Annotated in this window: 7 protein-coding genes; 4 read left to right on the top strand and 3 right to left on the bottom strand. The window is 75.4% G+C overall.

All coding sequences use genetic code 11. From position 1 onward, the window contains the following. The first annotated feature begins 537 nt into the window (after positions 1–537). Entirely contained in the window at positions 538–2,646 is a 2,109-nt protein-coding gene (locus tag AC5K6T_RS24310; RefSeq protein ID WP_493212129.1) for an asparagine synthase-related protein, read from the top strand. A 689-nt stretch (positions 2,647–3,335) separates the two neighbouring features. On the opposite strand, the gene AC5K6T_RS24315 is transcribed toward AC5K6T_RS24310, so the two are convergent. Then, a complete protein-coding gene (locus AC5K6T_RS24315) occupies positions 3,336–5,342 on the bottom strand; it encodes a sigma-70 family RNA polymerase sigma factor (protein ID WP_493212131.1) in 2,007 nt (668 codons plus the stop codon). Between the two features lie 257 nt (positions 5,343–5,599). Next, positions 5,600–6,334, bottom strand: coding sequence for a TetR/AcrR family transcriptional regulator (locus AC5K6T_RS24320; protein WP_493212133.1), 735 nt, complete (start codon positions 6,332–6,334; stop codon positions 5,600–5,602). 446 nt (positions 6,335–6,780) lie between these two features. Between AC5K6T_RS24320 and AC5K6T_RS24325 the strand changes: the two genes are divergently transcribed. After that, positions 6,781–8,142, top strand: coding sequence for an NAD(P)/FAD-dependent oxidoreductase (locus AC5K6T_RS24325; protein ID WP_493212220.1), 1,362 nt, complete (start codon positions 6,781–6,783; stop codon positions 8,140–8,142). A 227-nt stretch (positions 8,143–8,369) separates the two neighbouring features. Next, a complete protein-coding gene (locus AC5K6T_RS24330) occupies positions 8,370–10,052 on the top strand; it encodes an ATP-binding SpoIIE family protein phosphatase (protein WP_493212134.1) in 1,683 nt (560 codons plus the stop codon). Between the two features lie 167 nt (positions 10,053–10,219). Here the strand turns inward: AC5K6T_RS24330 and AC5K6T_RS24335 are convergent, their stop codons facing one another. Next, positions 10,220–11,494 (bottom strand): MFS transporter, encoded by a 1,275-nt coding sequence (locus tag AC5K6T_RS24335; protein WP_493212222.1) that lies wholly within the window; start codon positions 11,492–11,494, stop codon positions 10,220–10,222. A 125-nt stretch (positions 11,495–11,619) separates the two neighbouring features. Here AC5K6T_RS24335 and AC5K6T_RS24340 point away from each other — a divergent pair, with 125 nt between their 5' ends. Next, positions 11,620–12,168: a MarR family winged helix-turn-helix transcriptional regulator gene (locus AC5K6T_RS24340; RefSeq protein ID WP_386980207.1), complete on the top strand. Its 549-nt coding sequence runs from the start codon at positions 11,620–11,622 to the stop codon at positions 12,166–12,168. Positions 12,169–12,420: the final 252 nt, after the last annotated feature.

Here is a 12,420-nt window from a genome sequence, read left to right on the forward strand (position 1 = left end):
CGACGTGCCCCTGACGTGTGGCCGTGCGCCTGCGCGTGCGCTCTTCTCCGGCCATCCGGGGAGCGGTTCCATGGCTTCTGCGTGGGTCGGCCCGCTGTACTGGATCCAGTGGGCTGGGGGACGCCGCCGCCTCCATCCCCGCGGGCGGCGGACCGGTCCGGGGGGCGGGTTCCGCCTCCCGGACCGCGCGCGTCCGGCCGTGCGCAGGGCCTGTACGGAGCGTGTGCGAACAGAGGTCACAACGCGGTTCGGCGACTGTAATTGGCCGAAAATCGACCCCCGGTCGGAGGGGTGAACAGGGCCCCCACCACGGGAGTTGAGGGCGCGTACGGCACGCCGGGGGCTCACTCGGGGGCGCATTCAGGTCGCACGCGCTCCGGCCCGCAGGGCGGCCACCCCGTCGGCACCGGCGTACGCGGGTGCGTGTACGGGGTGTTGCAAGCGGCTCCGCCACCCCTCTGCGACGCGTGCTTCGTGGCAGCATGGTGAACCGGTTGGTGCGGTGCACTGGTTGCCCACAGGTCCGTGGAGGCGTCGATGCGGTGGTTGGTGGGGTGGAGCAGCGCCGCCGCGGGAACCGTGCGGCCCGGCGCGGCGGGGGCCACCGGACACGACGGCGAGACCCTGCACCCGGTGGGCTCCCACCTGCTGTGGGGCGACCCCGACCCGCTGTGGGCGGTCGGCGACTGGCGCCCCGACGAGGTGCGGGTGGTCAGGGCCGACGAGCACAACCGCCTCGCCGTCCTGGGCACCTGCGGCGCCACCGACGAGGAACTCAGGCTGGGCCTGTTCACGGCGCGCGGTGGCGCCCTGCGCCATCTGACGGCCTGGCCCGGCAGCTACACGGCCGTGGTCCAGGTCGGCCGCCGGGTCACCGTGTGCGGCGACCTCGCCGGCGCCCGCCCCGTGTTCCACACCCCCTGGGCCGGCGGCACCGCGTACGCCACCGCCGCCCTGCCGCTCGCCGACCTCGTCGAGGCCAACCTCGACTTCGGCCACCTCGCCGCCCTGCTGGCCGCCCCCGACGTCCCCGCCGCCCTGCACGACTCCACCCCTTACGAGGGAATCCGGCGCGTTCCGCCGGGACACGCGCTGATCCTGCGCGCCGGGGCGCGCGAGGTCGCCGGCTACGAACCCGTCGCCTCCCTCGCGGTGGCCGCACCCCCCGCCGACCCCGACAGCGCGGTCGGCGCCGTCCGGGAGGCCCTCGTCGACGCCGTACGCGCCCGGCTGGCCGCGCCCCGCCATGTCCCCGGTGTCCCCGGTGCCGGCATCGACCCCGGCCCCGTGCCCGGCATGGGGCCCGCCGAACGCCGCGCGGCCCGCGGCATGCCCGTACCCGGGATCGGCGCCGACCTCTCCGGCGGCCCCGCCTCCAGCACCCTCGCCCTGCTCGCGGCGGGCCTGCCCGGCATGCCCGGCACCGTGCTGGGCCACGGCCCGGGTGCGGGCGAGCGGCTCCTCGCCGTCACCTTCAACGACCTGGCCACCGGCGGCCGCGAGGCGGAGCTGGAACGGGCCGGCGCCCTCGCCGCCAACCCGCGCCTGCACCACATCGTGGTCACGGGCGGCGCGGAGACCCTGCCCTACGCCGACCTGGACGGCCCCCTGACCGACGAGCCGGGCCCCTGCCTGGTCGCCGCCGCCCGCCACCGGGCCCGCCTGGCCGCCGGCAGCGCCGACCACTTCACGGGACACGGCGCCAGACAGGTCCTCGACGCCCACCCGGCGCGCCTGGCCGACCTCCTGATGGACCGCAGGCGCCGCCACCTCGTCCGCCCCGTCGCCGCTCTGGCCAAGGCGGACGGCTCGGTGCTCATCCCCGCACGGGTGTACGGCGCCGCCCGGCGACTGGCCCGCACCTCCTACCGCACCGGAGTGGAGACCCTGGCCGCACGCCTCCTGGACCGCCGCTTCGACGACCCCGGCAGCGCGGCGGACGCCTCCCTCGCGGCCCTCACCTGGGCCGGACCCGGACCGGCCGCACGCTGGCTCACCGGAGAGGCCCTCGCCGAAGTATCGATTCGCTTGCAGGCCGCGACCAACCGCTCCGGAGTCGGCCCCGGACAGCGCCCCGGCGACTACCGTGCCCGCGCCTCCCTCGCCCGTGCCGCGGCCGACCTCCGCGTCCTGGAGCAGGCCGCCGAGGTCCGCTTCCAGCGGCTGCACGCGCCCTTCCTCGACAACCAGGTCGTCCGCGCCTGCCGCGCGCTGCCCGAGGCACTGCGCGTCCAGCCCGGCGCCCGCGCCGCCGTCCTCAGCACCGTCCTCAGGGGCGCCGGCGTACCCGACCTGCCCCCCGGCTGGGGCACGCCGTCCCAGGCCCCCACCGCGGCAGCGGCCCGCGCCGGCCTCAGGGGCGCCGCCGACGCCCTCGTGGCCCTCTTCGACACCCCTCTGCTCGCCCAGGCCGGGCTGGTCGAGGCCCGCGTGGTCCGCCAGGCCGTACGCGCCGCAGCGGCGGGCGAGCCCCTGCCCCTGGACGGCCTGGCCGAGCTGGTCTCCCTCGAGCTCTGGCTGCGCCGCCTGCTCGCCCGCCGCGGCACCTGCTGGACCGGGACCCCGGCCCGCGCCCGAGCCGTCCCCGCCGGGATCGCCCCCCAGCGAGGCGCCCTGGGCGCAGGAGCCACAGCCAACCGCGCCTGAACCACCCCCTCTCCCGAACACCCAGCGGCGACCTCCCTCGCCGACGGCCACACCCGCGGGGCCGGCGGCACACGGCGCCGGACGGGGAGGAGGGCGAGGGCGACGGCGCGACGGCCGCGTACGGCGGTGAGGGGACGTGCCGGGGGGTGCCCGCCCGCAGCGGCCGGCGAAACCCCGCGCACCACCCGGCCCACCCGGACTCCGGCCCGAGGACGGACACCCCCCCCGGCGCGGCCCCGCCCCACCCACCGAACCGGGAGCGCCACGCCCGCCACCCCGCAGCCATCCCGGCGGCCCGCGGCACCGGGCGGCCCGGGCGCGGTTCAGCCCGGTCCGGCAACGTCCCGGTGGGGCGCGGGGAGCTGCGTGACCGGTCACGACGGCGCTGCGGGCGGCCGAGGTCGGGTCGTGGCACCGGGCGGCTCGGGCGAGGTTCAGTACGGTCCGGCGGCGTCCCGGTGGGGCGCGGGGAGCTGCGTGACCGGTCACGACGGCGCTGCGGGCGGCCGAGGTCGGGTCGTGGCACCGGGCGGCTCGGGCGAGGTTCAGTACGGTCCGGCGGCGTCCCGATGGGGCGCGGGGAACTGCGCGACCGGCCACGACGGCGCTGCGGCCGACCGAGGTCGGATCGTGGCACGTCCAGAACCCGCGGAACCCGCTGCACCTCGGCGCAGCGTCCAGCGCAGCGCTCAGCCGCAGGTGAACCGCGCCTGGGCCCAGTCGGCCAGCGCGACCCGCCCGAAGGGCCGATGCGGCTCCACGACGAGCCGGACGGTCCGGCGGCCGGTGAGATCCACGTGCACCGGCACCCCGGCCTCCCCACCCCCGACCGGGCCGGACCCCCACAGCCGGGTGCCGTCGCCGTAGACGGAGAAGGAGACCTTGCCGACCCCGAGCATCAGATCGTCGACGCCCACGACCGCGTCGAACGCGCCGCACGCGCGGTTGAGGTCGATGGTCACGCCGGACTCGCCGTGCACGGTGACCCCGTACGGATATGTCTGCCCGCCGACGGCCGGCCCGCTGCGCCGCCACACCCAGCTGCTCTCCGCCAGCCGCATCTCCGGCGCGCTGCCGTCACCCAAGACGTCGTACGCCAGCTCGCTCCACCGGTGGACGACGGGTGTGGGCGCGGGGGCCGGAGGCGAGGCGGGCGCGGGCGTCTCCACGGGCGTCGGCGTGGGAACGGGCGAGGGGGTGGACGACGGCGTGGGCGCGGGCCCGCGGGTCGGCGGCGTGGGCGCAGGGGCGGGCGGAGCGGCCGGCGACGGCGTCCGCGAGGGCGTCGGCGCCGGGGTGGGAGACGGCGGGGGAGCGACGACCACCGGCCGAGGCGCGGGACTGCGCGGCGCGGGTGCCGCGGAGGAGGCGGGCGGGGCGGCGGGCGGCTCGGGCACCACGGCGGGCGAGGAGGCGGGCGGCTTGGCCACCGGCTGCCTGGGGGAGTCGTCACCGACGAGCGCGAGCGCGATCGCGGCGGCCGCGACGGCGACGACACCGGCCGCGACACCGGCCTTGACGGGCGCGCCGAGCCCCTCGGCGGCGACCGCGCCGCCGCCGGAGCCCGCACCGGACGAGCCGCCCGCCGCAGCGGCCGCGCCCGCGGCCCCCGCTCCCGCCCCGCCGGCGATGAGCGCGGCGGCCTTCGCGTACCCGGCCGCCCCGAACCAGCCGATGACCGCGACGGGCACGGCGGCGGGGATGCTGCTGGCCACCTCCTCGATCTGGCTGGCGGCGAGCCGGCACCTGGCGCACCGCTCCAGGTGCTTGCGCAGGCCGCGTTCGGCGCGGGTGCGCAGCTTGCGGCGGGCGTAGGTGCCGAGCCGGTCGGCGTAGCGGGCGCACTCCTCGTCGTCGGCGAGGGAGGCGCTGACGTGGGCTTGGAGGTAGGCCTGTTTGAGGCCCTCCCGGGCCCGGCTGGCCAGTACGCGGGTGCCGTTGGCGTCGAGCCCGAAGAGCGTGGCGACGTCGCTGGGCGACTCGTCCTCGACCTCGGTGTGCCAGAGCACGGCCTGCCAGCGCTCGGGCAGCGACCGGAACGCCTGCATGGCCATGGACTGTTCGGCCTCGCGCATCGCGAGGACGTCCGCGCCGAGGTCGAGGGTGCCGGCGTCGGAGACCTCGGCGGCCCGCGCGGCCTGCGCGGCGAACAGGGCGAAGTCGTCGACGAGATGTTCACGCCGGGCGGAGTTCGTCCAGGAGGCGGCGGTGCGCCGGAGGCCGGTGAGCAGGTAGGCGCGGACGGCGTGTTCGGGCCCGGAGCCGCCGCGCACGGCCTGGAGCATGCGGGCGAAGACCTCGGCGGTGAGGTCGTCGGCGGTGTGCGCGTCCCGGCAGCAGGTGCGGGCGTAGCGGCGTACGGCCTCGGCGTGGCGGCGGTACAGCTCGGTGTAGGCGGTGTCGTCGCCGGAGCGCATGCGCTCGATCAGCTCGGAGTCGGGGGGCGGCACCTCGCGGGGAGGAGGCAGGACGCTGTCCTCGCGCGGTCCGTCCTCGCGCCGGTCGCGCTGCGGCGGAACGTTCCCCTCGGCGGGGACACGGCCGGGTCCCTGGGGTGCCGGGACGTTTCCTCCGGCAGGCTGGCCGTACGGGGGGAGGCCGGAGCGGCCGCCCTGGCTCGGCACCTGCGGCGGCGTGGGTCCGCCGGTCTCCGCGCCGCCTTCGTCGAGCGACTCGTCCCGCCCGTCAACGCTCATCGCGGAAAGCCCCCGCTGTCGGCCCCACCAGTCCTGACCACCGGGCCAGAGTGCCACAGGCGGCGGGGGCGAGCGCCCGCGGGGACGGCCCGGCCACTCGTCCGAGCGGTTCGTGCCTCGCCACGCACCCGACTTCACCCGTTCGAGTGACGCCTGGGCCGCCGCCCCGGGCGGTACGACGCGCGTCCCGCGCCGTACCGCCCGGGCGACGGCGGCGGGCCCGGCCCGTGCCGCACCGCCGAGGCCGCCTCTCGCGCTCACACGGGCCGTGAGCGCAGACCCTCCAGGAGGATGTCCAGCAGGCGGGCGGAGGCCGCCGCCTGCTGGGCCGCGTCCGGAAGCGAGGGTGCCGCCGTGGCGATGACCAGCAGCACATCGGACACGGACACGTCCGGCCGCAGCTCACCGGCCGCACGGGCCCGCTCCACGAGCTGCCCCACCACCTCCAGCAGGGTCGCCGCCCCCGCGTCGTCCGCGGAGTCGTCCGGCACGAGCCGCAGTTCACCCGAGCCGGGCTGGCTGCGCTGCTGCGGCACCCGTGCCGTCCCGGCCGCCTCCGCCTCCTCGGCCACGCCGACCCGCAGCACCTGCGGCGGCAGCAGCCGCCCGGCGCCGGAGGCGACCGAGGTGCGCAGGAACCGGGACAGCGCCGACCACGGCTCGTCCTCCTGCCCCAGCGCCGCACGAGCCTGGTCCGTCAGCCGGGAGATCTCCTCCTCGGCTATGCGGCGGACCAGGACGTCCTTGCTGGGGAAGCGCCGGTAGACGGTGCCGACACCGACCCGGGCCCGCCGGGCCACGTCCTCCATCGGCGCGCCGTACCCCAGCTCGCCGAACACCTCACGTGCGGCCCGCAGCACGTGTTCGAGATTGCGCTGTGCGTCCACCCGCAGCGGCGCCGAGCGCGGCCCGTCACCGCGTCCACCGCCGCCCATCGTCCCGCCAGGTGCGACGGCAGATGCGGAAGCCCAATGAGAATCCTGGATGTGCATACGTGTTCCCCCGGTAATGACGTCTCCCCCCGGAGACTCTCCCCGCCATCGGATGCCGGAGCGTGCGGACGGAAGCAGGCACCGGGCCCGCTGCGGACGGACCCGACGAGCGCCTCCCCCCAGAGCGTGCTTCGCAGGTCCCGCGAACCCCGCCCTCCCGGGCGGACGACGCCACCTACGCAACACGCCCTGACACTCCGTCGACATACGAACATAGTTGAGAGTCAGTCAATTCAGAAGGGGCAGGTTCCGCACAGAGCGCCCCCCGATCGGAGCACGCACCGCATACGTCCGAGTTGTGCGTGTCCACAACCCCGGGTGACCCGCCGCTGACCTGCACGCCTCCCCCCGCCCGGGGCCGTTCGCCCCACCCGCCACGCCGATGCCCTCCGGTCACACACATGGCCGAGGCTGTGGACAAACTCAAGCGGCGGGTGCGTCATGGGATGGTGAAGGAACGTGCGCGCATTCTCGTTGTCGGCGGCGGCTACGTCGGGATGTACACGGCCCTGCGCCTCCAGCGCAAGCTGAAGGCGGAACTCAGGCGCGGCGACGCCGAGATCACGGTCGTCACCCCCGACCCCTACATGACGTACCAGCCGTTCCTCCCGGAGGCGGCCGCCGGCTCCCTCTCCCCACGGCACGTGGTCGTCCCGCTGCGGCGGGTACTGCCACGCTGCCACGTCGTCGTCGGCGAGGTCACCGCCGTCGACCACCCCGCGCGCACCGCCACCCTCACCACCCTCGCCGGCCGGGAGGGCACCGGGCCCGAGCGGCTCTCCTACGACGAACTCGTCCTGGCCCCCGGCTCCGTCCCGCGCACCCTGCCGGTGCCCGGCCTCGCCGACCACGGCATCGGCTTCCGGACCGTCGAGGAGGCCATCGGCCTGCGCAACCACGTGATCGAACAGATGGACATCGCCTCCTCCACCCGCGACCCCGCCGTCCGTGACGCCGCCCTCACCTTCGTCTTCGTCGGCGGCGGCTACGCGGGCGTGGAAGCACTCGGTGAACTGGAGGACATGGCCCGCTACGCCGCCCGGCACTACCACAACGTCACCGCCGACGACATGCGGTGGATCCTCGTCGAGGCCTCGGACCGCATCCTGCCCGAGGTCGGCCCGGACCTCGGCCGCCACACCGTCGCCGCACTGCGCCGCCGCAACATCCACGTCGTGCTCGGCACCCGCCTGGAGTCCTGCGCGGACCGCGTCGCCGTACTCAGCGACGGGCAGCGCTTCCCCACCCGTACCGTCGTCTGGACCGCCGGCGTGAGACCGCACCCGCTGCTCGCCGCGACCGGCCTGCCCCTCACCGACGGGGGCAAGGTGCGCTGCACCCCACACCTCGCCGTGGAGGGCACCCCGCACGCGTGGGCCGCGGGCGACGCCGCCGCCGTCCCCGACCTCACCGCCGGCGACGGCCGGGACTGCGCCCCCAACGCCCAGCACGCCCTGCGCCAGGCCAGGACCCTCGGCGACAACCTCGTCCGTTCCCTCGGCGGCGAACCGCTGGTGCCGTACGCCCACCGGTACGCCGGCTCGGTGGCCTCACTCGGCCTGCACCGCGGCGTGGCCCAGGTCCGCGGCCGCAGGATCACGGGCTATCCCGCCTGGTTCATGCACCGCGCCTACCACCTCAGCCGCGTGCCCACCGTCAACCGCAAGGCGCGCGTGCTGGCCGAATGGACCCTCGCGAGCCTGTTCAAACGGGAGATCGTCTCCCTCGGTTCACTCGAACATCCCCGTGCCGAGTTCGAACTCGCGGCCGGTGGAAAGACTCCCGGCGACCCGAAGGGGTCGTCCTGACCGGAAGCAGGAACTGAGCAAACCGGCCCGGCGTCTGACGGATGCCGACCCGGTCCGCCACACTGCCAGACTGGTCCCCGCGTCAGGACGGACCACCACCCGCCCCGTCACCCGACGGGGCCTGTCCCGAGTGCTGCATGTCCCGGGGGCGGACCCCACCGCCCGCGCCCCGGGGGCCCCGGCCGGGTCCGGAGCCGGCCGACGACGACTACACGAGGCAAGGATTCGTGAACTTCACGCGCTGGAGCGCCCGGCTCCCCGGAACGCAGCGCCGCGCCGCAGCGCGGACCGAACCCACGGTCACCTCCGGGTGCCGGGGAGAGACCCGTCACGAGGGCGCGGTGCCCGCGGCCCGCGCCGGGCAACCCACCGACGCACCCGCCGACGCACCCGCCGGCGCACCAGCCGTCGACGAACTGCCGGTCCGCGAGGTCCTCGACCGCGTCCCCGCCCTCGTCGCCCTGGTGCACGGCCCCGACCACCGTCTCGCCTACGTCAACGACGCCTACGCCGCCGCGTTCGGCACCCGCACGCCCGGCGAACCGGCCGGGCGCTGCCTGCCCGAACTCGTCGAACTCGGTCTGATGCCGCTGCTCGACCAGGTGCTGCGCAGCGGCAGGCCCCGCACGGTGAAGTCCCGCAAGGCCTGCGACGGCCGCTCCTACACCTTCACCTGCACCCCCGTCACCGAGGGCGGCGCCGGTGACGCCGGGGTCCTGGTCTTCGCCACCGATGTCACCGACCACGCCGAGGCCGCCGAACGGCTGCGCGCCAGCGAGCGCCGCCAGCGGGAGACCGCCGTCACCCTCCAGCGCTCCCTGCTGCCCCAGGAGCTGGAGGAGCCGGACGACCTGCGCATCGCCGCCACCTACCAGCCCGGGGGCACCGAGGCGGCCGTCGGCGGCGACTGGTACGACGTCATCACCCTCGGCGCCGGCCGCACCGCCCTGGTCATCGGCGACGTGATGGGCCGCGGTGTCCGTGCGGCCGCCGTCATGGGCCAGCTGCGCACCGCCGTGCGCGCCTACGCCCGGCTGGACCTGCCTCCGCACGAGGTCCTCCAGCTGCTCGACGGCCTGGCCACCGAGATCGACGCCAACCAGATCGCCACCTGCGTCTACGCCGTGCACGACCCGAACGAGGGACGGCTGGTGTACGCCTCCGCGGGCCATCTGCCCGTCCTCGTCCGGGACGAGCACGGCACCGTCCTGCGCGCCGACGAACCCACCGGCCCCCCGCTCGGCACCGGCGGCTGGATGCACTCCTCCGGATCGGTGCCCCTCGGGCCCGGCTGCACGGCCGTGCTCTACACCGACGGCCTGGTGGAGCGCCGCGACAAGGACCTCGACGAGGGCATCGCCGCGCTGGAGCACGCCCTGTCCGGCGCCACCGGCAGCCCGCAGGTGATCTGCGACCGCATGCTCCGGTCGGCCGGTGTCGCCGCCGACCACGACGACGACGTCGCCGTGCTGGTCCTGCAGCAGCCCGCCCGCAGCGGCGTGGACGGGGACCTGTTCCGCAACGCGGCGCTGGACCTCCTCGGCGGGGTCGAGGCCGCTCCCCGCGCCCGCGCGTTCGCCTCCGGCGTGCTCACCAGCTGGCGGTTCCCCACCGACCTGCACGACCTGGGCGTGCTGGCGGCGAGCGAGCTGGTCGCCAACAGCCTCCAGCACGGCACACCGCCCATGCGGCTGCGGTTGCGGCGCACCGACCGCCGCCTGACGGTCGAGGTCACCGACGGTGACGACCACCTGCCGCGGCGCCGCCGCGCCGAGCCGGGTGACGAGTCGGGGCGGGGCATCGCGATCGTGGCGACCATCGCCTCCAACTGGGGATGCCGCCGCACACCGGGCGGCGGCAAAGCCGTCTGGTGCGAGTTCGCCCTGCCCGCGGCACAGTCCACGGCATAGCCCCACGACCCGGCCACGCGGACCGGGCCCGCCCGGGCGGACCGGCCCACCCGCCCGGCTCACGACAGGCGGACCCGCCCCCACCACAGCGGACCCGGGTCCCGCCCCGGCGGACGGCGTCCGGCAGGGAGCGCTCCCCGCGCGGCGCCGCCGGAAGCGGGCGGCGCTCAGGCCTCGGCGGCCACCGGTTCCGCGGCGGACCCACCGCGGGCCACCACACGGTTCCGGGCCCGCCACGGCTGGTCCTGGGCCTCGGAGAGGTTCCGGCCCAGGCGCAGCGCCAGGACGCCGATGCCCAGGGAGAACATCAGGAACGTCGCGATGTACGGGGCGTGCAGGGACGCGCCCATCGGTCCGCCCACGGCCGGGCCGACGGCCAGCGCCAGCTGCTTCACCAGAGCGAAGGCCGAGTTGTACTGACCGGCCATGCCCGTCGGCGCGAGATCCGCCACCAAGGGGGCCACGGTCGGCGCCAGCATCGCCTCCCCCAGCCCGAACAGCGCGTACGTCGAGACGAAGGCAGCGGTCGCCATCGTCCGGCTGACCTCGCCCAGCCCCGCGTACCCGGCGACCGCCCACGCCACGGCCCAGATCAGACCCACCGCGGCGATCACCCGTGACCGGCGGCGCCGCTCGACGAAACGCAGCACCGCGAACTGCGCCACCACGATCACCGCCGTGTTGGCCGCCAGCGCCGTGCCGAGCGCGGACGTCGATATCCCGGCCGCCTCCACGCCGTACGCGCTCAGCCCCGACTCGAACTGGCCGTAGCAGGCGAAGAACAGCACGAAACCGAGCACCATGAGCTGCACCATCGCGCGGTTGCCGAGCAGTTGCCTCCAGCCGCCCCTCGCGGACGGCACGGGTGCTCCGGCCACGCGGGGTGCGTGCGGTACCCGCACGGTCGACATCACGACGACCAGCAGCAGGAACATCGCCGCCTCGATCATGAAGAGCAGAGTGAACGACGACACCCGCGAGATGTCGACGAGGTGGCCGCCTATCAGACCACCCACACCGAGCCCCAGGTTCTGCAGGAAGAACTGCATCGCGAACGCGCGCGACCGCGTCTCCGCGGTGGAGCAGTCCACGATCATCGTCGCCAGCGCCGGCTGCATCACGGCCTGACCGGCCCCGAGCGCCGCGGCCGACAGCAGCACCGCCGCCGCGCCGCCCGCGAGACCGAGGCTCAACGCGCCCAGAGCGGCGGTGACCAGAGCGGTGAGCAGTACGGGAAGCGGGCCGCGCCGCACGATCGCCCGGCCGGCGAACGGCAGCACGACCAGCGCGGCCACCGCGAAGACCGCGAGGACCGACCCCGCCGTCGTGGCTCCCAGACCCCGCACCTGCGCCACATAGACGTACAGGTAGGGGACTGTGAAGCCGAGCCCGAACGCACTGAGTGCGTTGCCCACGTGGATCCGGCGCATCGCTGCGCCCATCGCCCTGGTCACGTTCACCTCATCCGGTAGTAGTTAGGAGTGAAGACTTCGAAGCTAAACTTCGAATCTAAACAGTACACCTCGAAGGACTTCGACGCCAAGCCGCTCCGTGCGATACTTCGGCCATGGCCGACAACCCCGGCGTCAGCGAGCCGACCCTCGACGAACAGATCGCCGCCTACCAGCGCGAGTTCCGGGACCTCGATCCCCAGGTGGAGCAGATCGTCTCGGCGCTCTCCCGCCTGAACCGGCGGATGAACGTGGCCTACGGCCGCCAGACGGCGGCGCTCGGCATCAGCAACGCCGAGTGGGAGGTCCTCAAGGCCCTCGTCCTGTCCGGTGCCCCCTATCGGATGGGTCCCAGCGAGCTCGCCAAGGGACTGGGGCTCACCCCGGCCGCGATGACACACCGGATCGACCGGATGGTCACCGAAGGGCTGGTCACCCGCGAGCGCGACGAGTCCAACCGGGTCCGGGTGATCGTCGAGCTGACGCCGGACGGCCGGGAGAAGTGGCTGGAGGCCATGCGTATGGCGTCGGTCTTCGAGGAGGGACTCCTCCAGGACCTCACCCCGGCCGAGCGCACGGTTCTCGGCGAGGTGCTGGCCCGGCTGCTGCGCCGGGTGGAGGACGCCCAGCCCGACGCCGGCGGGCGCCTCACCGACCTCGACTGACGAGGGGGTCCCGGAGGCCACGAAGAGGCCACTTGACACCCCCCTCCCCGATCCGTAGAGTTCTCCGGGTTGCCGCCGGGCCGTAACGGTTCTGCGACAGCACCTCCCGCCGCAGCAGCGGCACCCCACACCACTCAGCACGATCTCCCGACGGGATCGAATTCGGCATGTCTGAATTCGAATACGCACGGGACTCCGCGCTCCCGGTCGGCTCGATTGGGAATCACAGAGCGGATCCGCTAGGGTTTGGGG

It is taken from the genome of Streptomyces sp. B8-7, from assembly GCF_058833805.1.